General features: G+C 72.7%; 20 protein-coding genes. 9 read left to right on the top strand and 11 right to left on the bottom strand.

Features of this window, described 5'->3' with window-relative positions:
- Window positions 1–3: 3 nt before the first annotated feature.
- From E2C05_RS09575 to E2C05_RS09560, 4 genes are read right to left on the bottom strand one after another with little or no spacing between them, the layout of a single operon-like run.
- Window positions 4–1,263 (bottom strand): Zn-dependent hydrolase, encoded by a 1,260-nt coding sequence (locus E2C05_RS09575; protein WP_133219394.1) that lies wholly within the window; start codon window positions 1,261–1,263, stop codon window positions 4–6.
- Complete coding sequence (locus E2C05_RS09570; RefSeq protein ID WP_133219393.1) at window positions 1,260–2,510, bottom strand: hydantoinase/carbamoylase family amidase; 1,251 nt, start codon at window positions 2,508–2,510, stop codon at window positions 1,260–1,262. The genes E2C05_RS09575 and E2C05_RS09570 overlap by 4 nt, the downstream gene beginning before the upstream one ends.
- Window positions 2,507–2,860: a hypothetical protein gene (locus tag E2C05_RS09565; protein ID WP_133219392.1), complete on the bottom strand. Its 354-nt coding sequence runs from the start codon at window positions 2,858–2,860 to the stop codon at window positions 2,507–2,509. The genes E2C05_RS09570 and E2C05_RS09565 overlap by 4 nt, the downstream gene beginning before the upstream one ends.
- Complete coding sequence (locus tag E2C05_RS09560) at window positions 2,857–4,158, bottom strand: ArgE/DapE family deacylase (RefSeq protein ID WP_133219391.1); 1,302 nt, start codon at window positions 4,156–4,158, stop codon at window positions 2,857–2,859. The genes E2C05_RS09565 and E2C05_RS09560 overlap by 4 nt, the downstream gene beginning before the upstream one ends.
- 103 nt (window positions 4,159–4,261) lie before the next feature.
- Between E2C05_RS09560 and E2C05_RS09555 the strand changes: the two genes are divergently transcribed.
- The 5 genes from E2C05_RS09555 to E2C05_RS09535 all read left to right on the top strand — a co-directional run bounded on the left by E2C05_RS09555 (window position 4,262) and on the right by E2C05_RS09535 (window position 10,848).
- Window positions 4,262–5,296, top strand: a complete 1,035-nt coding sequence (locus E2C05_RS09555; protein ID WP_133219390.1) for a histone deacetylase family protein — start codon at window positions 4,262–4,264, stop codon at window positions 5,294–5,296.
- Entirely contained in the window at window positions 5,293–6,366 is a 1,074-nt protein-coding gene (locus tag E2C05_RS09550) for a dipeptidase (protein WP_133219389.1), read from the top strand. Before E2C05_RS09555 ends, E2C05_RS09550 begins: the two co-directional genes overlap by 4 nt.
- 222 nt (window positions 6,367–6,588) lie before the next feature.
- Complete coding sequence (locus E2C05_RS09545) at window positions 6,589–8,115, top strand: YifB family Mg chelatase-like AAA ATPase (RefSeq protein ID WP_133219388.1); 1,527 nt, start codon at window positions 6,589–6,591, stop codon at window positions 8,113–8,115.
- A 173-nt stretch (window positions 8,116–8,288) separates the two neighbouring features.
- A complete protein-coding gene (ggt, locus tag E2C05_RS09540) occupies window positions 8,289–9,983 on the top strand; it encodes a gamma-glutamyltransferase (RefSeq protein ID WP_133219387.1) in 1,695 nt (564 codons plus the stop codon).
- A gap of 397 nt (window positions 9,984–10,380) precedes the next feature.
- Entirely contained in the window at window positions 10,381–10,848 is a 468-nt protein-coding gene (locus E2C05_RS09535) for a CreA family protein (protein ID WP_133219386.1), read from the top strand.
- Here E2C05_RS09535 and E2C05_RS09530 read toward each other — a convergent pair.
- The 6 genes from E2C05_RS09530 to E2C05_RS09505 all read right to left on the bottom strand — a co-directional run bounded on the left by E2C05_RS09530 (window position 10,815) and on the right by E2C05_RS09505 (window position 17,595).
- Window positions 10,815–11,870: an ABC transporter ATP-binding protein gene (locus E2C05_RS09530; protein WP_133219385.1), complete on the bottom strand. Its 1,056-nt coding sequence runs from the start codon at window positions 11,868–11,870 to the stop codon at window positions 10,815–10,817. The two genes, E2C05_RS09535 and E2C05_RS09530, sit on opposite strands and share 34 nt — an antisense overlap.
- On the bottom strand, window positions 11,863–12,864 hold the full coding sequence (locus E2C05_RS09525) for an ABC transporter ATP-binding protein (protein WP_133219384.1): 1,002 nt from the start codon (window positions 12,862–12,864) through the stop codon (window positions 11,863–11,865). The genes E2C05_RS09530 and E2C05_RS09525 overlap by 8 nt, the downstream gene beginning before the upstream one ends.
- Complete coding sequence (locus E2C05_RS09520; protein ID WP_133219383.1) at window positions 12,864–13,781, bottom strand: ABC transporter permease; 918 nt, start codon at window positions 13,779–13,781, stop codon at window positions 12,864–12,866. Before E2C05_RS09520 ends, E2C05_RS09525 begins: the two co-directional genes overlap by 1 nt.
- 1 nt (window position 13,782) lies before the next feature.
- Window positions 13,783–14,772 carry an ABC transporter permease gene (locus tag E2C05_RS09515; RefSeq protein WP_133219382.1) on the bottom strand — a complete coding sequence of 330 codons (990 nt, stop codon included), beginning with the start codon at window positions 14,770–14,772 and terminating at the stop codon, window positions 13,783–13,785.
- Between the two features lie 62 nt (window positions 14,773–14,834).
- Window positions 14,835–16,445 (bottom strand): ABC transporter substrate-binding protein, encoded by a 1,611-nt coding sequence (locus E2C05_RS09510; RefSeq protein WP_240046677.1) that lies wholly within the window; start codon window positions 16,443–16,445, stop codon window positions 14,835–14,837.
- Window positions 16,446–16,527: 82 nt separating this feature from the next.
- Window positions 16,528–17,595: an AI-2E family transporter gene (locus tag E2C05_RS09505; RefSeq protein ID WP_133219381.1), complete on the bottom strand. Its 1,068-nt coding sequence runs from the start codon at window positions 17,593–17,595 to the stop codon at window positions 16,528–16,530.
- Between the two features lie 155 nt (window positions 17,596–17,750).
- Here E2C05_RS09505 and otnI point away from each other — a divergent pair, with 155 nt between their 5' ends.
- The 3 genes from otnI to E2C05_RS09490 all read left to right on the top strand — a co-directional run bounded on the left by otnI (window position 17,751) and on the right by E2C05_RS09490 (window position 20,519).
- On the top strand, window positions 17,751–18,527 hold the full coding sequence (otnI, locus tag E2C05_RS09500; RefSeq protein WP_133219380.1) for a 2-oxo-tetronate isomerase: 777 nt from the start codon (window positions 17,751–17,753) through the stop codon (window positions 18,525–18,527).
- Window positions 18,528–18,571: 44 nt separating this feature from the next.
- Window positions 18,572–19,462, top strand: a complete 891-nt coding sequence (locus E2C05_RS09495; RefSeq protein ID WP_133219379.1) for a 2-hydroxy-3-oxopropionate reductase — start codon at window positions 18,572–18,574, stop codon at window positions 19,460–19,462.
- A 166-nt stretch (window positions 19,463–19,628) separates the two neighbouring features.
- The gene (locus E2C05_RS09490) at window positions 19,629–20,519 is read left to right on the top strand and encodes a helix-turn-helix domain-containing protein (protein WP_133219378.1); all 891 of its coding nucleotides are present in this window, start codon (window positions 19,629–19,631) and stop codon (window positions 20,517–20,519) included.
- 328 nt (window positions 20,520–20,847) lie between these two features.
- Here E2C05_RS09490 and E2C05_RS09485 read toward each other — a convergent pair whose 3' ends face one another.
- Complete coding sequence (locus E2C05_RS09485; protein ID WP_205082771.1) at window positions 20,848–21,444, bottom strand: hypothetical protein; 597 nt, start codon at window positions 21,442–21,444, stop codon at window positions 20,848–20,850.
- A gap of 223 nt (window positions 21,445–21,667) precedes the next feature.
- Between E2C05_RS09485 and E2C05_RS09480 the strand changes: the two genes are divergently transcribed.
- Window positions 21,668–22,573: helicase HerA domain-containing protein (locus E2C05_RS09480; RefSeq protein WP_133219377.1), on the top strand; the 906-nt coding region annotated here is incomplete at its 3' end.

Below are 22,573 nucleotides of genomic sequence, written 5' to 3'. Positions count from 1 at the left end.
CCCTCAGACCGGCGCGTTGGCGGTGGCGATCACCGCATCCGCCAGCACCTGCAGCCCGGCCGTCGCCCAGTCCGGCGTGATACTCTCCGCCTCGTTGTGCGACAGGCCGCCATGGCAGGGCGTGAAGACCATCACGGTCGGCACCTTGCGCGCCATGTAGACGGCGTCGTGGCCGATGGCGGTCGGCATCTCCCGCCAGCGCAGGCCACGCGCCGCGGCGGCGTCGCGCGCGCGGCCGACCAGCGCCGGATCGAAGGGCGTCATCGGCGAATACCAGAAGGGCGTCACCGTCGCCGTGACCTTGCGCGCGGCGGCGATGTCCGCGGCGCGGGCCGCCAGCGCCTCCCCCATCCGCGCCAGCGCATCCGGGTCGGAATGGCGGAAGTCCACGCTGAAGAAGACGCGCGACGGCGCGACGTTGCGGCTGGACGGGTGCACCTCCACCACGCCGACCGTGCCCCGCCCCGGCTCGCCGCCGGGCGAGAGCGTCGCCAGCGCGATTTCCTCCACCGCCGCGATCAGCGGTGCCGCCGCCATCAGCGCATCCCGCCGCCCGGCCATGGGGGAGCCGCCATGCGCGTCCTCGCCCTCCACCACCACCTCGAACCAGTGCTGCGCCAGGGCATGGGTGACGATGCCGACATCCTGGCCGGCATCCTCCAGGATCTTCCCCTGCTCGATATGCAATTCGAGATAGGCGGCGCAGCCCTGCAGCGCGGCGGGATCGGCCTCGCCCTGCCAGCCGATGCGCCTGAGTTCCTCGCCGAAGACGGCGCCGGCCTGGTCGCGCTTCGCCAGGACCTCGGCCTCCTCGAAGATGCCCATGGCGGCGCCGCTGCCCATCATGGGCGGGGAGAAGCGCGCGCCCTCCTCATTCGTCCAGTTGACCAGCAGCAGCGGCGCCTCGGTCTCCGCCCCCGCCTCGTGCAGCGCCCGCATGATCTCGAGCCCGGCCAGCACGCCGAGCACGCCGTCGAATTTGCCGCCCGTCGGCTGGGTGTCCAGGTGGCTGCCGAAGGCGACCGGCCTGCGCGTCGGGTCGCGCCCTTCCCGCCGCAGGATCATGTTGCCCAGGCGGTCCACCGTCAGCGTCAGCCCGCAGGACTCGCCCCAGCGCCGCAGCAGGTCGCGGCCCTCGGCATCCAGGTCGGTCAGGGTCTGGCGGTTGCAGCCGCCCTTCGGCGTGCCGCCGATCCGCGCCATCTCCATCAGGCTGGCCCAGAGGCGCTCGCCGGAAAGCGGCAGGTTGGTCGCTTGGCTCATCGGATCAGTCCCGCGGTCTCCAGCACGGCATCGGCCAGCACCAGCAGCCCGGCCTCCGCCCAGTCCGGCGTGATGCTCTCCGCCTCGTTGTGGGAGAGGCCGCCATGGCAGGGGATGAACATCAGCGCCGCTGGCAAGGCGCGGGCCACATGGATGGCGTCGTGCCCGATGGCGGTCGGCATGCGGTGGCTGCCGAGGCCGCGGCGCGCCGCCGCCGCCTCCAGCCGCTCGTAGAGCGCCGGGGCGAAATCGGTCTGCGGGTAGGCCCACACCTCCTCCAGCGCGATGCCGATGCCGGGGCGGGCGGCGCAGATCGCCGCGGCCTCGGCCCGCAGCGCGTCCGACAGCGCGTCCAGCCCGGCCTGGGTGCGGTGCCGCGTGCTGCAGGCCAGGCGCGCGCCGGAGGCGATGTTGCCGCGCGCATCCGGCGTGATGGCGATGCGGGTGACGGAGGCGATCGCCTCGCCCGCGCTGTCCTTCGCCAGGCGCTCGGCGGCGAGGATGAGGGCGGCGGCGGCCGCCAGCGCATCGGCGCGGCCGTCCATCGGCGCGCCGGTATGGCCGTCCTTCCCGGTCACGACCACGTCGAAGGTGCGGGCGCCGAGCGCATGGGTGACGATGCCGATGGGCTTGCCGAGCGTCTCCAGCACCGGTCCCTGCTCGATATGGGTCTCGAAATAGGCGGCGATGCCGCGGAGATCGGCGGGGTCCGCCGTCCCGGCGAAGCCGAGGCGGGCGAGCTCGCCGCCGAGCGTCGCAGGCCCGGCGCGTTCCGGCGTCGCCAGCACCGCCGCCTCCTCGCGCAGGCCCATGCTCGCCTCGCTGGCGATCATCGCCGGGGAGAAGCGGGCGCCTTCCTCGTTCGTCCAGTTGATCAGCAGGAGGGGCGCCTCGGTCGCCGCGCCGGCCTCGTGCAGGGCGCGGAGGATCTCGAGGCCGGCCAGCACGCCATAGACGCCGTCGAACTTGCCCCCCGTCGGCACGGTGTCGAGGTGGCTGCCGATCGCGACCGGCCGGCGGGACGGATCGCGGCCCGGCCGCAGCAGGCGGATGCTGCCCAGGCGATCCACGGTCACCTGCAGCCCGATCGCCTCGCCCCAGGCGATGAGTTGGCCGCGGGCCTCGGCATCCTCGTCGGTCAGCGCCTGGCGGTTGCAGCCGCCGCCCGGCAGGGCGCCGAAGCGGGCCATCTGCATCAGGCTGTCCCAAAGGCGGGCACCCGAGAGCGGGAGGTTGGTCGCGGTCATGCGCTGGCTCCGATCCGGCCGGCGCAGTCCTGCAGGGCGCGCTGCAGCGCCTCGGTCAAGGGGCCGGCCGGGGGACCGAGCAAACGCCAGGCCACCCGCCCCTGCGGCATCCGGTCCACGACCAGCGCGGTATCCGGGACGAGGGCCGGCAGGGGTGCCACCGCGGCGCCGTCCCGCCGCAGCGCCACGACCGCGCCGGGCACCGCGCGGGAGACGCAGGCGGCGACGAGGATCGGGTCGGTGGCCAGTTCGCCCTGGGCCAGGGGCGGGCCGGCGACCGGGTCGGCCTCGGGCGGCGGCGGCGCGATGGCACAGGCGCCGAGCAGCAGCAGGATGGGCAGGCCCCTCATGGCGTGGCTGCCTCCACCCCGCACCATTCGGCCATGGCGAGCGCGATAGTCCGGGTGATGCCATGCATGCTCTCCAGCCCGACATTCTCGTCGATACCGTGGATGTCCACCGCATCCGGCCCGAAGCAGGCGACCGGCGTGTTCTGGTAGAGCGCGAAGAAGCGGCCATCCGTCAGCCCGGTGGCGGGATAGTCGCGCAGGCTGCCGCCCGTCACCTCGGCATAGGCGCGGCGGGACAGCCGGACGATCTCCGCCCCGGTGTCGAAGACGCAGGGATCGGCCATGAAGCCCTTGAAGTCCAGCGTGACGCGGGCGCCGCGCAGCCGCTCATGGCCCTTCGCCGCCTCGACGATCCGCTCGATGTCGGACCGCACCCGCGCCGCCGTGTTGCCCATCATGATGCCGACGCGCAGGCCGATGCGGCAGCGGGTGGCGACGGAGGAGTTCCACTCCCCGCCCTCGATGGTGCCGAGATTGACGTTCACCGGGTGGTTCACGCCGCGGAAGGCCGGGTGGATGCGCGACCCGTCATTCATCTCCCGCTCGTAGTCCTTGAAGGCGGCGCCGATGATCTGCGCCGCCTCAATGGCGTTCAGCCCGGCCTGCATGTCCCGCACATGCGCCGGCCGGCCGCTGACCGTCACCCAGGCCCAGACCACGCCGACTTCGGCGGTGTAGAGCGCATCATGGCCCGGCCCGGGCTCCGGGATGATGACGGCGTCCGGCTTCGGCAGGGCCAGCATGCAGGCGAGCGCGCCATTGCCGGTGCATTCCTCCTCGATCACCGACTGCATCTGCACCTCGGCCGCCGGCTGCAGCCCGGCCAGGCGCAGCGCCCGGAAGGCGGCGCAAGTGCTGACGATGCCGGCCTTCATGTCGCCGGCGCCGCGGCCATAGATGCGCCCGTCGCGGATGGCGGGCTCGTAGGGCGGGGTCTCCCACATGTCGGCGGCGCCTTCTGGCACCACGTCCACATGGCCCTGAAGCGCCAGGCTGCGGCCCTTCGCCGCGCCGCGCGGATGGTGCAGGGCGACGACATTGTCGCGCCCGGCATAGTCGACCAGCGGCGGGGAGAAGCCGGGATGCGCCGCCAGCGCGTCCGGGACCACCGGCACGCGCCGCGGCACGAGGCCAAGCTCCCCGTACAGCACCGCCATCCGCTCCAGCGCCGATTGCTCCCGGCCCAGCGTCGAGGGGCAGCGCACCAGGTCCGACAGCCGCTCGACCGACCAGTCCCGCAGCGAGTCCACGGCGTCCAGGATGGCGCGGCGGGCACCGGGGTCGAGCGTCTGGGTCATGCGGGCTCCTCGCGGAAGGGGCGGCAGTTCAGCCCGGCCGCCCTTCCCTGTACAGCCATGCGGCGCATGGACAAGGGTCGCCCGGCTGCTAGCTTCCCCGCCCATGCGCGCCTTCCACCATCCCGACCAGATGCGGCACAGCCCGCAATTCTTCCTCGTCCGCGGCCAGGTGAGGCCGAATTTCGAGGTGCCGGAGCGGGCCGCCTCGCTCCTCGCCGGGCTGCAGGCGCTGGGGATCGCGCCGGAGGTGGCGGCGGTGCCCGACCGCGCCGCGCTGGCCCGCGTGCACACGGCCGACTACCTCGCCTTCCTCTCGACCGCCGCCGCCGCCTGGGCCGACCTGCCCAATGCCGGGCCGGAGGTGGTCGGCAACACCCACCCGGCACCCGAGATGATCGCCAACGGCGCCCGCCTGGGCCCGCATGTCGTCGGCCAGGCTGGCTGGTACACCGCGGACGCCGCGTGCCCGATCGGCCCCGGCACCTGGGAGGCGAGCCTGGCCGCCGCCGGCGTCGCCCTGGCCGCGGCGCGGGAGGCGGCCGCCGGCCGCACCGCCTACGCCCTCTGCCGCCCGCCCGGCCACCATGCCTATGCCGCCCGCGCCGGTGGGCATTGCTACGTGAACAACGCGGCGCTCGCGGTGGAGGCGCTGCGCGATGCCGGTGCCACGCGCGTCGCCACCCTCGACATCGACAGCCACCACGGCAACGGCACCCAGGGCATCTTCTGGGACCGCGGCGACGTCCTCACCGTCTCGGTGCATGGCGATCCCGGCCGCTACTACCCCTGGTTCGTCGGTCATGCGGAGGAGCGCGGCGCCGGCGCCGGCGAGGGCCGCAACATCAACATGCCGCTCGCCATCGGCAGCGGCGACGGCCCTTGGCTGGAGGCGGTGGCGCGCGGCGTGCAGGCGGCGCGCGACTTCGGGGCGGAGGCGCTGGTGGTCTCGCTCGGCTTCGATGCCTCGGAGCATGAGCCGCTGAACGCCCTCTCCGTCACCGCGGAGGGCTTCGCCCGGGCTGGCGCGCTGATCGGCGGGCTCGGCCTGCCGAGCGCCATCGTGCAGGAGGGCGGGTACAACGTGGATCTGCTGGGCACGCTGCTGCAACGCTTCCTGACCGGCTGGGGCGACGCATGAGCGCGCCCGTCGACCGGGGCGGCGACCGCCGCGGCGGCCCGGCCCGGTCCGCCGGCATCACGCCGGACGCCCGGGCCATCCACGCCGCCACCCTCTGCCTCGACACGCATATCGACATCCGCTGGCCGGAGCCGCCGGACCCGCGGACGGAAGGTCCGATGCGGGTGGACTTTCCCAAGATGCTGCGCGGCGGGATGAAGGCGGCGGTCTTCATCGCCTATGTGCCGCAGGGCAAGCGCGACGCCGCCGGCCACCAGGCGGCGGCCGAGCGGGCCGAGGCGATGCTCCGCCATATCCGCGCTCGCGCCGACGGCAAGGCGCAGCGCTTCTGCGCCACGGCCGACGAGTTGGAGGCCTGCTTCGCCGCCGGTTCGCTGGCGGTGATGTCGGCGGTCGAGAATGGCTACGCCATGGGCCATGACCTGGCGGCGCCGCAGCGCTGGAAGGCGCTGGGGGCGTGCTACCTGACCCTGACGCATGACGGCCACAACGACCTGTCCGACAGCGCCCGCCCGCGGCCGCCCTTGGGCGATGCCGAGGAGGAGCATGGCGGCCTCTCGCCGCTCGGCCGCGCCGCCATCGGCGCGCTGAACCGGGCGGGGATGCTGGTGGACGTGTCGCATGTCTCGAAGAAGGGCATGTTGCAGGCGGCGGAGGTGTCGCGCACGCCCATCGTCGCCACCCATACCGCCTGCCGGGCACTGGCCGACCACCCGCGCTGCATCGACGACGAGCAACTGGACGCGCTCCGCGCCGTCGGCGGCCTGGCGCAGATCACCGCCGTGCCGGCCTTCCTGAAGCGGCTGCCGGAGGGGCAGAAGAACACCGCGGGCGTCGAGGCGATGGCCGACCATGTGGACCATGCGGTGCAGCGGATCGGCGTGGAGCATGTCGGCCTGTCCTCCGACTTCGACGGCGGCGGCGGGGTCGATGGCTGGCAGAATGCCGCCGAGACAGGCGGGCTGAGCGCCGCGCTGCTGCGGCGCGGCTATGGCGCGCGGGAGCTTGGGCTGCTCTGGTCCGGCAATTTCATCCGGCTGCTGCGCCAGGCGGAAGCCGCGGCCGACTAGGACGGGTGGCGGGGCGGCGGGCGCCCGTTCCGCCCCGATGGCCGGCAGCGTTGCTGCGGCCGGTTCTGCCGGCAGGCCGAAGCGCGACGCGCGCGGCCGGACGCGGCCGCGCCAGCCGCCATTCCCGCCCCTTGCCCCTGCCAAAGCGGCCGGGCGCCCCTGCTAGCCTGGGTCGAATCGTCTCCTTGCATACCAGTGCCGGCATCGTCATGGTCCGGATCCATGACGATCGCCCGAGTCGCCAGCTTCGCCTTCGCCGGCATCGAGGCCCAGCCGGTCGAGGTGCAGGTGCAGATCGCCGCCGGCCTGCCCGCCTTCCTCGTGGTGGGGCTGCCGGACAAGGCGGTGGGCGAGAGCCGGGAACGGGTCAGGGCGGCGCTCGCCGGCCTCGGCCTGTCGCTGCCGCCGAAGCGGGTCCTCGTGAACCTGGCGCCGGCCGACATCACCAAGGAAGGCAGCCATTTCGACCTGCCCATCGCGCTGGCCGTGCTGGCGGCGATGGATGTGCTGCCGCGCGAGGAATTGGCCGGCTATGCCGCGCTCGGCGAACTGGCGCTGGACGGCGGCATCAACCCGGTGGCGGGCGTGCTGCCGGCGGCGCTCGGCGCCTCCATGCGCGACCTCGGCCTGATCTGCCCGGCGCAGCAGGGCGGCGAGGCGGCCTGGGCCGGACGGATCGAGGTGCTCGCGGCGCCCGACCTGCTGGCGCTGATGAACCATTTCCGCGGCACCCAGGTGCTGAGCCCGCCGGAGCCGCCCTCGCCCGACACCGGCCCCTGGCGCGGGCCCTGCCTGTCCGAGGTGAAGGGCCAGGAAAGCGCCAAGCGGGCGCTGGAGGTGGCGGCGGCCGGCGGCCACAACCTGCTGATGATCGGCCCGCCGGGCGCGGGGAAGTCCATGCTGGCGGCGCGCCTGCCCGGCCTGCTGCCGGACCTGACGCCGGGGGAGGCGCTGGAGGTCAGCCTGGTGCATTCCATCGCCGGCCTGCTGCGCGACGGCCGTCTGGTGACGCGGCCGCCCTTCCGCGAACCGCATCACAGCGCCAGCATGCCGGCGCTGATCGGCGGCGGCAGCCGCGCCCGCCCCGGCGAGATCAGCCTGTCCCACAACGGCGTGCTGTTCCTCGACGAATGGCCGGAATTCCCCCGCCCGGCGCTGGAGGCCCTGCGCCAGCCCATGGAGACCGGCCGCGCGACTATCAGCCGCGCCAACCACCACGTGACCTACCCCGCGCGCTTCCAGTGCATCGCCGCCATGAATCCCTGCCGCTGCGGCTATCTGGGCGACGCGCCGCGGGAATGCGGCCGCGCCCCGCGCTGCGGGGAGGAGTACCAGCAGCGCCTCTCGGGCCCGCTGCTCGACCGGATGGACCTGGCGATCGAGGTCCAGCCGGTGCCGCCCGCCGAGCTGTCCCGCGCCCCGGCGGGCGAGGCGACGCCGGTGGTCGCCGCCCGCATCCGCGCGGCGCGGGAGCGGCAGAGGGCGCGCTACGGCGAGGACGGCCCGCGCTGCAACGCGGTGGCCGAGGGCAGCGCGCTGCAGAAGACCCTGCAGGCCGATGCGGCGGCGCAGGCGCTGGCGGAGCAGGCGGCGGAGCGGCTGCGCCTTTCGGCCCGCGGCTTCACCCGCACGCTGCGCGTCGCCCGCACCATCGCCGACCTGGCGGGCAGCGGGCCCGTGCTGCGCACGCATGTCGCGGAGGCGCTGGCCTTCCGCCATCGCGGCGGCGCGCGGGTCACGCCGGCGTAACCCGGGCGCCCATTTCTGCGGCGCGGCCGAGGCGGTAGGCTTCCGGCGCCCGGCCAGGGTCGCGCTGCCGCGATGCCGGCCGGGCGGCGTGACGCGGGGACCGGGGGGTTTTCCCCGGCAGCCGGGCCGGCGGCCGTTGCGCCGCATATCCCCGGCGGCGATGGGGGCGCATGATGATCCGCTTGGCCTTGCTGCTCCTGCTCGTCGCGCTGCCGGCCGCGGCGCAGCGCCAGATGGTCGCCGCCGCGCATCCGCAGGCGGCGGAGGCCGGGATGGCGATGCTGCGCGCCGGCGGCACGGCCATGGATGCCGCCGTCGCGGTGCAGGCGATGCTGGCGGTGGTGGAGCCGCAGGCGAGCGGCCTGGGCGGCGGCGCGCTGCTGCTGCACTGGGATGCCGGCAGCCGGAAGCTGTCGGCCTGGGACGGGCGGGAGATGGCGCCGGCCGCCGCGCCGCCCACGCTGTTCCTGCGCGACGGCCAGCCCCTGCCCTTCCATGAGGCCGCCGTGGGCGGCCGCGCCGTCGGCGTCCCCGGCGCCATCCGCATGCTGGAAGCGGCACACCGGGCGCAGGGACGGCTGCCCTGGGCGCAGCTCTTCGCGCCGGCGATCGCGGTGGCGGAGCAGGGCTTCCCGGTCGGCGCCCGGCTGGCGCAGCAGATCGCCGCGGATGCCGAGCGGCTGCGGCGCGACCCGGGGGCGCGGGCGCTGTTCCTGCCGCAGGACCGCCCGTTGGCGGAGGGGGCGGCGCTGCGCAACCCGGCGCTGGCCGCGACCTTGCGCGCGGTGGCGGAGCAGGGCGCCGATGCGCTGCATCGCGGTCCGATCGCCGCCGAGATCGCCGCCGCGGTGCGCGGCAGCCCCAATCCGGGCCTGATGACCACCGACGACCTGGCGGGCTACGAGCCGCGGCAGCGCGACCCGCTCTGCCTGCCCTACCGCGTCTGGACGCTGTGCGGCATGCCGCCGCCGACCTCGGGCGGCGTCGCGGTGCTGCAGATCATGGCGCTGCTGGCGCATCAGGACATGGCGGCGCTGGACCCGCGCGGCGGCCCGAGCGAGGTGCGGGCGCTGGACGCGGCGCATCTGCTGGGGGAGGCCGGGCGGCTCGCCTTCGCCGACCGCAACCGCTACCTGGCGGACTCGGACCATGTGCCGGTGCCGGTGCGCGGGCTGCTGGATCCCACCTACCTGACCCTGCGCGCGCAGCTGATCGAGCGCGACCGCGCGGCCACCGCGCCACGCGCCGGCAACCCGCCCTGGGCCGGCGGCGCCCCCCTCGCCTCGCAGCCGCCGCAGCCGGAGAACGGGACCAGCCACCTGTCCATCGTCGATGCTGCGGGGAATGCCGTGGCGCTGACCACCACCATCGAGGATGTCTTCGGCGCCCGGCTGCTAGTGCGCGGGATGCTGCTGAACAACCAGCTCACCGACTTCTCCTTCCTGCCGGAGCTGGAGGGGCGGCCGGTGGCGAACCGCGTCGGCCCGGCCAAGCGGCCGCGCTCCTCCATGTCGCCGACCATCGTTTTCGGCGCGGATGGGCAGCCGGTGGCCGTGCTGGGCTCGGCCGGCGGGGTGCGCATCATCGGCCACGTCGCGCAGGCGCTGCTCGCGATGCTCGACTGGGGCATGGAGCCGCAGGCGGCGGTGGCCTTGCCCCGCATCGGCGCCGCCAATGCGACGCTGGAGCTCGAGGCGGGCACGGCCGCCGCGGCGCTGGCACCGGCCCTGCAGGCGCGTGGCTTCCCGGTGGAGATACGCACCATGACCAGCGGCCTGCACGCCATCCGCGTGCTGCGCGGGCCGGAGGGGGTGCGGCTGCAGGGCGGCGCCGATCCGCGCCGGGACGGGGTGGCGCTGGGCGAGTAGTCCTGCGGCCATTGATCGGGACGGATCGGCGGCCCCTCCATCGCCCGGCGGTTTGCTCCGCAGACCCCGACGACGCGGCTTGGGCCGTAGCGCCCATCCGGGCGCCCGGCATGGCTGGAGCAATCATGCCGCTGGCATGAGGGGGGCCATGGCCTCCGGCGCCGGCGCGACCAGCCCCAGCGCCCGCTCCGGGGGCCACCTGAGGGGCGGCTGCGGCGCGGCAGGACCGCGAGTGGCCGAGGCGGCCCGCCTGGCCGGGGCTGCCATGCTCGCACCCCAACCGAGACCGGGAGGCGACGCGGCGGCAGGGCGGGCGGTACCGGCCCGCGGGAACCACGAGGCCGGCCATGCGCTGCCGCTGGCGATCCCGCCATCGCCCGAGACAAGGAGCCATGCCATGTTGCGTCCCGCCATCCTCGCCGCCGCGCTGCTGCTGCCGGCCGCCGCGCTCGCCGAGGAGACCAAGGAGATCGGCCACGTCAACACGGCGCTGACCAATCTCGGGCTGACCCGCAGCCACCAGATCGTCATCGAGCGCTTCGACGACCCGAAGATCGAGGGCGTGTCCTGCTACATCGCCCAGGCGCGGACCGGCGGCCTGAAGGGCATGGTCGGCGTGGCCGAGGACCCGGCGCGCTTCGCCCTGTCCTGCACCGCCACGGGTCCGGTGCGCCTCAGCGACGCCGCCCGCCGCAGCGAGCGCGGCGAGCGGGTTTACGAGAGCGCGACCAGCCTGTTCTTCAAGGAGACGCGCGTCCACCGCTTCCTGGACGAGGAGCGGAACGTCGTCGTCTACATGGCCTGGTCCACCAAGCTGGTGGAGGGCAGCCCCTACAACGCGGTCGCCGTCGTGCCGATGCGCTGATCGGTACCGGCCGGCGCCGGCGCGGGATCCCGTCCCTCCTCCACCGCGTGGCAGGCGGCGATGGTCCCGGGCTGGCCCGGCGGCGGCAGCAGCTTCGGCATCTCCGCCTTGCAGCGGGCATCGGCCAGCGGGCAGCGCGGATGGAAGGGGCAGCCGGTCGGCGGGTTGATGGGGCTCGGAACCTCCCCGCCCACGGGAATGCGCTGCCGCCCCGTCATCTCGAGGTCGGGGATCGCCTCCATCAGCGCCCGCGTATAGGGGTGGCGCGGCGCGGTGAAGAGCGTCTCGGCCGGGGCAAGCTCCACCAGACGGCCCAGATACATCACGCCGATCCGGTCGCTGACCTGCCGCACCACCGCCAGGTTGTGGCTGATGAACAGGTAGGTGAGGCCCAGCCGCGCCTGCAGGTCCTTCATCAGGTTCAGGATCTGCGCCTGCACCGAGACGTCGAGCGCGCTGGTCGGCTCGTCGCAGACCAGGAAGTCGGGGTTGGAGGACAGTGCGCGCGCGATGGAGATGCGCTGCCGCTGCCCGCCGCTGAACTCGTGCGGGAATTTCTCGCCATCCAGCGGCGACAGGCCGACCTGGGTCAGCAACTGCCCGACACGGTCGCGCAGCGCCGCCGCGCCTTGCGCCAGGCCGAAGGCGCGGATCGGCTCTGCCACGATCTCCTGCACCCGCCAGCGCGGGTTCAGCGAGGCATAGGGATCCTGGAAGATCATCTGCATACGCCGCCGGGTTTCCGGGTTGGCGCGAGCCTTCTCCAGCTCGATCCCCTCGAACAGCACGCGGCCCTGGGTCGGGCGATACAGGCCGACGACCAGCCGCGCCACGGTGGACTTGCCGCAGCCGCTCTCCCCCACCAGGGACAGGGTGGTGCCCTTCGGGATGTCGAAGGACACGCCGTCCACCGCCTTGAGGGTGCGCCGGCCCTCGCCGGCCAGCAGCCGCTGCAGCAGCGGGCGGGAGACGTCGAAGGACTTCGCCAGGTCCTCGGCGACCAGCACGGGGGTCTCAGCCATGCTGCACCGCCTCCGGCGCGCGCTTCTCCGATGCCGGGTCGTAGAGCCAGCAGGCGGCGCGGGTGGTGCCCGTCTCGATCAGCTCCGGCCGGTCCTGGCGGCAGCGGGCGAAGACATGCGGGCAGCGCGGGTTGAAGGCGCAGCCCTGCGGGATGGCCGACAGCCGCGGCATGGCGCCCTCGATGCCCGAAAGCTGCGCCACCCGCCGGTCGAGCGGCGGGATCGAGGACATGAGGCCGACCGAATAGGGATGCTTCGGCGACTTCACCACGGACCGCACCGGCCCGATCTCGGCGATCCTGCCGGCATACATGACGGCGACGCGGTCGGCGGTCTCGGCGATCACGCCCATGTCGTGGGTGACCAGCATCATCGCCGTCCCCTTCTCCCGCGCCAGCCGCTTCAGCAGGGCGATGATCTGCGCCTGGATGGAGACGTCGAGCGCCGTCGTCGGCTCATCGGCCACGATCAGCGCCGGTTCGGCGCAGAGCGCCAGGGCGATGACCACGCGCTGGCGCATGCCGCCGGAGAATTCATGCGGGTAGCTGTCCACCCGCTGCGCCGCGGCGGGGATGCCCACCATCTCCAGCCAGCCGATTGCGCGCTGCCGCGCATCGCGGTCCGACAGCGGCAGGTGGGTCTGCATCGTCTCCACCAGCTGCCGGCCGACGGTGTAGAGCGGGTTCAGCGTGGTCAGCGGGTCCTGGAAGATCGCGCCGATCTCCTTGCCGCGGATGCGCCGCATCTGCTCATAGGGCAGGCGGTCGATGCGCTTGCCGTTCAGCAGGATCTCGCCGCCGGCGATGCGGCCGGGCGGTTCCAGCAGGCCGATGATGGCGGCGCCGGTCATGGACTTGCCGGCGCCGGATTCGCCGACGACGCCCAGCACCTCGCCCGGCGCGATGTCGAAGGACACGCCGTCCAGCGCGGTCAGCGTGCCGCGGCGGGTCGGGAATTCGACCCGCAGGTCGCGGACCTCAAGGATCGCGGCCATCAGCGCAGCCTCGGGTTCAGCGCGTCGCGCAGCCAGTCGCCCAGCAGGTTCACGGACAGCACCATGGCGATCAGCGCCACGCCGGGGAAGATCGTGATCCACCACTCGCCGCTGAACAGGAAGTCGTTGCCGATGCGGATGAGGGTGCCGAGCGAGGGCTGGGTCGGCGGCACGCCGACGCCGAGGAAGGATAGCGTCGCCTCGGTCAGGATCGCGCCGCCGAGGCCGAGCGTGGCGATCACCAGCACCGGCCCCACCACGTTGGGCAGCACGTGGGTCAGCATGATCCGCCCCTGGGAGATGCCGATGACCCGCGCCGCCAGCACGTATTCCTTGTTGCGCTCCACCAGGGTCGAGCCGCGGACGGTGCGGGCGAATTGCGGCCAGGCGCTGATGCCGATGGCGAAGATGACGACGAAGAGCGCGATCTGGTCATGCACCTCCCGCGGCAGCACGGCGCGCACCACGCCGTCCACCAGCAGGGCGATCAGGATGGAGGGGAAGGTGAGCTGGATGTCGGCGATGCGCATCAGCAGGCTGTCCAGGCTGCCGCCGACATAGCCGGCCAGCAGCCCGATCCCGACGCCGACCACGGTCGAGAAGACCACGGAGGAGATGCCGACCAGCAGCGAGATGCGCGCGCCATACATGATGGCCGACAGCACGTCCCGCCCCTGGTCGTCGGTGCCGAGCGGGTAGAGCGCGTCGCCCTCCGGCGTCCAGGCCGGCGGCTTGAAGGCATCGCCCAGGTTCAGGCTGGCCAGGTCGAAGGGGTTATGCGGCGCCAGTAGCGGCGCCAGCACGGCGCCCAAAACGCAGACCAGCGCCACCACGGCCGAGACGACGGCGACCGGCGAGCGCCGGAAGGACCAGAACAGGTCGCTGTCGAGGACGCGGCCCAGGGCTCCCGCGGCCATCTCAGTGCCCTCCCCGCGCCGCGCCGAAGCCGGCGCGCAGCCGCGGATCCACGAAATAGTACAGCAGGTCCACCACCAGGTTGATGACGACGAAGACGAGAGCGATGAGCAGCAGGTAGGCCGCCATCACCGGGATGTCGGCGGCGCCCACGCTCTGGATGAAGAGCAGGCCCATGCCCGGCCACTGGAACACCGTCTCCGTCACGATGGCGAAGGCGATGATACCGCCAAGCTGCAGGCCGGCGATGGTGATCACCGGCACCAGCGTGTTCTTCAGGGCATGGCCGAAATGCACGGCGCGGTTGGCCAGGCCGCGGGCGCGGGCGAATTTGATGTAGTCGGTCCGCAGCACCTCCAGCATCTCCGCCCGCACCAGCCGCATGATGAGCGTGAGCTGGAACAGGCCGAGGGTGACGGAGGGCAGGATCAGCGCCTTCAGACCCGAGACGGTGAGGAAGCCGGTGCTCCACCAGCCGAGCTGGACGGTGTCGCCGCGGCCGAAGCTCGGCAGCCAGCCCAGCCAGACGGAGAAGATGAGGATCAGCAGGATGCCGATCAGGAAGGTGGGCAGCGACACGCCGACCAGCGAGAAGGTCAGGAAGGCGCGGCTGAGCCAGGAATTGCGATACAGGCCGGTATAGACGCCCATCGGCACGCCGACGAGCAGCGCGACGGCGGCGGCGCAGAAGGCCAGCTCCAGCGTCGCCGGCGCCCGCTCCGCGATCAGCTCGGCGACCGGGCGCGACAGCCGGTAGGACAGGCCGAATTCGCCCTGCACCGCATTGCCGATGAAGGTGGCGAATTGCACGAAGAAGGGCTGGTCCAGGCCGAGGTCGCGGATCAGCGCCTGGCGCTGCGCCTCGGTAAAGTCCTGGCCGAGCATGATCGACACGGGATCGCCGACATAGGCGAACATGGCGAAGCTGATCAGCGCCACGGCCAGCATGACCGGGATCGCCTGCAGGATGCGGGAGATGACGAAAGCGAGCACTCAGTTCGGCCCCTGGCACGTAGCCGCCACACCAACCCTACGTGCCAGGGGCTTGGCGGGACTCACTGCACCACGGCCCAGCGGAAATAGGGCTGGTTGTTGGCGAGGTGCGGGATCTGGATGTTGGACCGCATGGCCCAGGGGATCATCTGGTGGTGCAGCGGGATATGCGGCACGTCCTCCCGGTAGAGGCGCAGCGCCTCGGTGATCGCCGCCTGCCGCGCCTCCCCGGTCTCGGCCTTCATGCGCTGGATCAGCGCATCCATCCGCGGGTTGGAATAGCGCCCGTAATTCCAGATGCCGTCGCCCTGGTCCCCGTTCCGGGTCGCCACCAGCGACTGGAAGGAATACAGCGCGTCCAGCGTCGGCACGCCCCAGCCGAGCATGTAGACGGAGGTGTCGTCGCGCTGGATCTGCGCGAAGAAGGGCGCCAACGGCTGCGCCTTGACCGAGGTCCGCACGCCGACGCGCGACCACATGGCGGCGATGTTCTGGCAGATCTGCTCGTCGTTGATGTAGCGGTTGTTGGAGCAGTCGAGCGTCACCGCGAAGCCCTGCGGATAGCCGGCCTCGGCCAGCAGGGCGCGGGCGCGGTTCGCGTCGAAGGGCAGCCGCACATCCTCGGCCTTCACATAGCCGTTCACCTGTTCGGGGAAGAGCGTGCCGGTGACGACGCTCTGGCCGCGCATGGTGGTGCGGTGGATCGCCTGGATGTCGATGGCCTGGTACAGCGCCTGGCGCACGCGCAGGTCCTTGAAGGGGTTCTTGCCCTTCACGTCGCTGTACAGCAACTCGTCGCGGTTGACGTCGAAGGCCAGGAACAGGGTGCGGACCTCCGGCCCCTCCAGCACTTTCACCCCCGGCGCCTGGCGCAGGCGGTTGAGGTCCTGCAGCGGCGGGTCGAGCACGAAATCCACCTCCCCCGACAGCAGCGCGGCGATGCGCGTCGCGTCGCTGGCGATCGGGCGGAAGACGATTTCGGTGACGTTGCCGCTGTTGCCCTCGATGCCCCAGCCCCACCAGGCCTCGTTGCGGGTCATCGTGGTCCGCACATCCGGCTCCCGCGCCGCCAGCCGGAAGGCGCCGGTGCCGTTGGCGTTGCGGACGGTGTGCATCTCCTCCCGCGCGCGGGTGTTCTGCGGCCGGGTGGCGTTGTGCCTCTCCGACCAGGCCTTCGACATGATGAAGATGCTGGCCAGCTTGTTCGGCAGGATGGGGTCCGGCCGCTTCAGCACGATGTCCACCGTGCGCTCGTCCACCACCACCGCGCGGTCGATGGTGTCGACGAAGATGCCGAAATTGCTGGTCGGCTGCAGCGCCCGCTGGATGGAGAAGGCGACGTCCTCGGCGGTCATCGCCTCGCCCTCGTGGAAGCGGACGCCGGGCCGCAGCAGGAAGCGCCAGCGCGTCGGCTCCTCCTGCCGCCATTCGGTGGCCAGGCCGGGGGCGATGGACAGGTCGGGGTTCCGCTTGATCAGCGGATCGTAGATCTGCTGCAGGACCATCGTGACGGTGCCGACATTCTGGCTGTGCGGGTCCAGCGTGTTCGGGTCGCCGCTCGCCGACCAGCGGACGGTCTTCGCCGTCGCCGTGCCCGGCATCGCCAGGCCCGCCATCGCCAGCACGGCCGCCGCCATGGCGGCCCGCAGCCCAGCCCCTGCCCTCATCCGCATCGCCCTGTCTCCCGTCCCGGCCCGGGTATACCCGGGTCCGGTGGCAGCCCTATAGGCCGCGGGGGCCGGGGCCGAAAAGGTGTCAGCCCCCGGGTTTCGCCGGCGCCCTTGCCCCGTCGGCCCAGTCCTTGAGCAATGTGAACCCGACGGCCAGCAGCACCGGGCCCAAGAACAGGCCGAGGAAGCCGAAGGCGAAGACCCCGCCCAGCGCCCCCAGCAGGGTCAGCAGCAGCGGCAGGTCGGCGCCGCGGGCGATCAGCCAGGGGCGGATGACATTGTCCGCGCTGCTGATGCCGAAGGCGCCATAGAGGCCGAGGAAGATCGCCCAGCCGGTCTGCCCCTGGGCGAAGAGCCAGATGGTGGCGGGGATCCAGACCAGCGGCGCCCCCACCGGCAGGATGGAGATGCAGCCGGCGATCACCCCCAGCAGGGTCGGCCGCGGCACCCCGGCCAGCCACAGGCCGAACCAGGTCATCAGCCCCTGGGCGATGGCGGTTCCGAGCAGGCCATAGACGACGCCGCGGGTGACGCCGCCCACCACCTCGACGATGTGGCGGGTGCGCTCGCCGGCCAGGCGGGACAGCGCCGCCTCCGCCCGCTGGGCGATGGCCGGCCCGTCGCGGTAGAGGAAGAAGGCCAGGAAGATCGCCAGCAGCACCTCGGCCAGGCCGGACAGCACCGCCAGCAGCACGCCGAGCGCCGCCTGCGCCAGGGTGCCGGCATAGGGCGCGATCAGGTCGGCGATCCCGGACAGGCCGAGATCGATGCCGGAGAGGTGCTCGGCCAGGATGTGCCCGATCAGCGGCAGCCGCCCCAGCCAGTCGCCGAGGCCGGGCAGGCCCTGGGTCAGGAACCCCTCCACCGCGGCGCGTAGGCCCTCGACATCCTCCCGCTTGGTCGGCGTGGCGAAGACCAGCGGCAGGCCGATCAGCAGGAATTCAGCCAGCACCATGGCCAGGGCGGCCATGCCGGGGGACAGGCGCAGCCTCTCGCGCAGCATGCGGAAGGCGGGCCAGGTCGAATAGACCAGGATGGCCGCCCAGAGCAGCGCGGACAGGAAGGGCCGCAGCACCAGCAGGCAGCCGACGCCGAGGGCGAGCGCGGCGAGCAGCCCGAGGATGCGGACCGTCATGGCACTGTCGGACTGCATGGAACCCCTCCGCCCCGGCCTGCCCCCGGGCCGCCCCGCCCTGTAGCACCGGCCGGACCATGACGCATCCGTGGCGGTCGTCCCCCGCCGGCAGTAGCCAGCCGGGATCGTCGCCGTTAGGGTCCGCCGCCTGTCACCGGGGGAGTCGTCCTGCCATGCCGCGCTTCGCCGCGAACCTGTCCATGATGTTCACCGAGCTTCCCTTCCTGGACCGCTTCGGGGCCGCGCGGGCGGCGGGCTTCCAGGCGGTGGAGTTCCTCTTCCCCTATGAGCATCCGGCGGCAGAGATCGCCCAGAGGCTGCGGGACAACGGGCTGCAGCAGGTGCTGTTCAACGCCCCGCCCGGCGACTGGGCGGCGGGCGAGCGCGGGCAGGCCGCCCTGCCCGGCCGGCAGCAGGAGTTCCGGGAGGGCGTGCGCAAGGCACTGGACTATGCCGCCGCCCTGTCCTGCCCGCGGCTGCACCTGATGGCCGGCCTCGCCCCTGCGGGCGTGCCCAAGGACACGCTGACCGCGACCTATGCCGCCAACCTGGCCTGGGCGGCCGAGGAATGCGGCAAGGCCGGCGTGAAGCCGGTGATCGAGCCGATCAACCACCGCGACATCCCGGGCTTCTTCCTCAACACCACCGACCAGGCCGCGGCGATCATCGAGGCGGTGGGGCCCGACAGGGTCGGCCTGCAGTTCGACCTCTATCACTGCCAGATCACCGAGGGCGACATCGTCAAGCGGGTGGAGAAGCACCTGCCGATCATCGCCCATATGCAGGTGGCGGATAACCCGGGCCGCAACGAGCCCGGCACCGGCGAGGTCAACTGGCCCTTCGTCTTCGGGCGGATCGACGCGCTCGGCTTCCGCGGCTGGATCGGCTGCGAATACCGCCCGGCGGGCGAAACCCTCGCCGGCCTCGGCTGGTTCGCCCCCTACCGCTGAGCCGCTCAACCCCACACGCCCCGACCAATGCGAGGACCGCAGCCATGAAGATCGGTTTCATCGGGCTCGGCATCATGGGCAAGCCCATGGCCGGCCACCTGAAGGATGCCGGGCACGAGATCATCGTGCCCGAGCGCAAGAGCCTGGGCGCCGAGCAGCGCGCCGCCTTCACGGTGGTGGCGGATGCGAAGGCGGTCGCCGCGGCGGCCGAGGTCGTGATCCTGATGGTTCCGGACACCCCCGATGTCGAGGCCGCGCTGTTCGGCCCGGCCGGCGTCGCCGAGGGGCTGTCCAAGGGCAAGCTCGTGATCGACATGTCCTCGATCAGCCCGACCGCGACCAAGGGCTTCGCGCAGAAGGTCAATGAACTGGGCTGCGACTACCTGGATGCGCCGGTCTCGGGCGGCGAGGTCGGCGCCAAGCAGGCGACGCTGACCATCATGGTGGGCGGCGAGGAGGCGGCCTTCGCCAAGGCGAAGCCCCTGTTCGAGGCGATGGGCAAGAACATCACCCTGGTCGGCCCGAACGGCGCCGGGCAGACCACCAAGGTGGCCAACCAGATCATCGTCGCCCTGACGATCGAGGCGGTGGGCGAGGCGCTGGTCTTCGCCAGCAAGGCGGGCGCCGACCCGGCCAAGGTGCGGCAGGCGCTGATGGGCGGCCTCGCCACCTCCCGCATCCTCGAACTGCACGGGGAGCGGATGGTGAAGCGCACCTTCAACCCCGGCTTCCGGATCGTGCTGCACCAGAAGGACCTCAACCTGGCGCTGCAATCGGCCAAGGAGCTCGGAGTCGCGCTGCCCAACACGGCCTCCACCCAGCAGCTCTTCTCCGCCTCGGTGGCGGCCGGGAATGGCGGGCTGGATCATTCCGGGCTGGTGAAGGCGCTGGAAACCATGGCCGCGCACGCGGTTGCGCCCGACCCCGCCAGCTAGCACGCGGGGCGAGCAGCGGGCGAGACGATCTCGCCTGACAATGGAGATGGTGCCAATTACTTGCCTTCCGGTCGAATTTCGCGCAGCCTTCGGTTCGGTGGTGAACACCGAAACGGCTGCCGCGGCCGGCCGTGGGCGCCGCGTGGCTCGTACGCCGGAGTTCATGATGCGTTTTGCAGATATCGGGCAGCAGCTACGGGCCTACCGCCTCGAATCCGGCCTGCGGGCGGAGGAGATCGCGGCGCGACTCGGCGTCTCGCGCGCCGCGCTGTACCGGTACGAGAAAGGCGAGGTCATCAAGCTGGACACGATCCGGCGACTGGCCGAGCTGCTGAAAATCTCACCCCTCTCCCTCCTCGGCATCGGGATCGACTATTTCTCCCGCCCGCTGGCCTTCCTCGAAAGGCTGCGGCAACTGGAGGAGGAGGCGGAGCAGGTGCTGCTGTTCGGCGGCGCCGTCTGCTTCCAGGTCGCCTCCGACGCCTATGAGGCGGCGCTGGGCGAGGCCTGGACCGAGGCGGGCGAGGTGCCGGGCGACCTGGTGCAGAGCCGCACCCAGGCCGAGCAGGCGCTGTCCATCGTCACCATCCGCCGCCGGCTCTACCAGCAGCGGCGGCCGAGCATCATCGCCATCCTCTCGGAAGGCGCCCTGCGGCGGCTGTTGCAGGATGGCGTGGCGCCCGGCCTCGCCACCTCCGACCGGGCCCGCGCCCGCTGCCGCGCCGCGGCGGCGACCGAGGTGGAGAACATCGCCAGCCTGATGGAGGCGGTGCCGATCGGCCTGCAGATCGGGCTGAAGGAAGGCGCCGACCCGGTCGGCAATTTCATGGTGCTGCGCGGCCGCGACCGGGCGCATGTCGTGACCTCCCCCTTCCCGCCGGATTCCGGTCCGGCGGTCGGCGGCGGGGTCGCCACCATCACCGCGGCCGAGGAAGCGGTCGGCCTGCACCAGCGGGTCGCGGAGGCGGCCTGGCGGGATGCGCTGAAGGGCACCGCCGCTGCGGCCCGGGTCCGTGCCCTGCTGCGGGAAGCCGCGCCGGCCGAAGCCGCCGCCTGAGCGGTGCCGGCGGCCCTGGCCGGCCCGGCGATGCCGGCCTGGCCCGAGCCGGGTCGTCCCGATCGGGAACGCCAAGGCCGACCCTAAAGGCGCGGTCGGGCCGCGGGGTACAGGATCCATCCGGTGATGTGCTCGGGGCGTTGCGGCCGGCGCAAGGCGCGGCGGCGTCGTTCATCGGCTGCCGTCCGGACCGGCGCCGCGGCCGCGTCGCAACGCGCGTTCCCCTAACGCAGATCCCCATGAGGTGGAGTCACCTGAGGGGATGAAGATGCTCGCAAATTCAAAGGACTAGAGCGGTTGCCATGAGCGATGGCGAACGGAAGCCGCGCTAGCCGTTCAGCAGCCGGTCGATCTCGTCCTGCGCCAGGTCCGGGCCGGCCTTGGCAGGCTCGGCCACCGTGCTGATCAGCGTCTTCACCTCGACCTGCGCAACGGCCTCGGCCGGCGCCCCGCCGGGCAGCATGCCTTCCAGCATGGTCTCGACCTGCTGCAGGTGCTGGATGGCCCGGCGGATCCGCTGGCCCGTGACGTCCTGGAAGCTGCAGGCCTCGAAGATCAGGTTCACCCGTTCCGACAGGGCCTGCACCGCCTCCGGGTCGCGCGCGCCGCTGTCGATCCAGGTCTGGATCGCCTCGGCGGCCTCAAGGATGGTGTTGGCCGCGGCCTCGGTCGCCTGCACCACCGCCTCCAGCTCCACGCCGCTGTTGCGGGTGCTGGCGGCCGGCAGCGACACCATGACGGCGATCTGCTCATGGATCTTGCTCAGCTGGCCAGACAGATTCGCCTCGCTGTAGTCCACGATCTGCACCGTGGCATGCAGCTCGGCGCTCAGCTCGGCGATGCGGCGATCGATGAACTCCCGCAGGGACGCGAATTCCGCGGCGATCGCCGGACCGGTCATGGGGGTCTCGCAGGTGGCTTGCATGGCGCCATACCTAGGCAGTCGCATCTTACGGCCCGGTGAAGAGCGGCACGGCTTTGGGTCGTCGATGGCACGCGGCGCGGCAATCCGGCCCCGCCCCATGGGGCTGGCCACGGCGGGGGGGCGCCCGTTGCCGGCCGGCATCGCGGCGCCCCACGCCACGCCGGCCGGTTAGCGGCCCTCCGCGATCCGCTGTAGACAGGGCCGCGGCAGGGACAGGGGCGGGATGGCGGTCAGCATCGAATTGGGGCGGCGGGACAACGGCCAGCCGGCGCTGCTGGACCTGGAGGAGCTGCTGGCCACCCGCCTGCTGGTGCAGGGCAATTCCGGCTGCGGCAAGTCCCACCTGCTGCGCCGCCTGCTGGAGCGCAGCGCCCCCTTCGTGCAGCAGGCGGTGATCGATCCGGAGGGCGACTTCGTCTCCCTGGCCGACCGCTTCGGCCACCTGGTCGTGGATGCCGCCAGCCATACCGAGGCCAGCCTGGCCCAGGCCGGGGAGCGGGTGCGGCAGCACCGCGTCTCGGTGGTGCTGAACCTCGAGGGCGTGGATGTCGAGGCGCAGATGCGCCGCGCCGCCGCCTTCCTCGACGGGCTCTTCGCCGCCGAGCGCGCCTACTGGACCCCGCTGCTGGTGGTGGTGGACGAGGCGCAGCTCTTCGCCCCCGCGGGCGGCGTCGAGGTGGCCGAGGAGGCCCGCCGCGCCGCCCTCGGCGCCATGACGGACCTGATGTGCCGCGGCCGCAAGCGCGGCCTGGCCGGCATCATCGCCACCCAGCGTCTGGCGAAGCTGGCCAAGAACGTGGCGGCCGAGGCGTCCAATTTCCTGATGGGCCGCACCTTCCTCGACATTGACATGGCCCGCGCCGCCGACCTGCTGGGGATGGAGAAGCGCCAGGCGGAGATGTTCCGCGACCTGGAGCGCGGGCGGTTCATGGCCCTGGGCCCCGCCCTCGCCCGTCGGCCGCTGGCGGTGCGGATCGGCGAGGTCGAGACCGAGAGCCGCGGTGCCGGCCCCGGCCTGATGCCCCTGCCGGAGACGCCGCCCGAGGCTGCGAGGGCGCTGATCCTCGCGGCGGCACCGGCCGAGGCCGCGCCGCGCCCGCGCCGCACGCCCGCCGCGCCGCCGCCCGAC

The sequence above is a fragment of the Paracraurococcus ruber genome (assembly GCF_004353985.1).
In the GTDB taxonomy this organism is placed as follows: Bacteria; Pseudomonadota; Alphaproteobacteria; order Acetobacterales; family Acetobacteraceae; genus Paracraurococcus; species Paracraurococcus ruber.
This window is presented reverse-complemented; position numbering and strand designations above follow the sequence as displayed.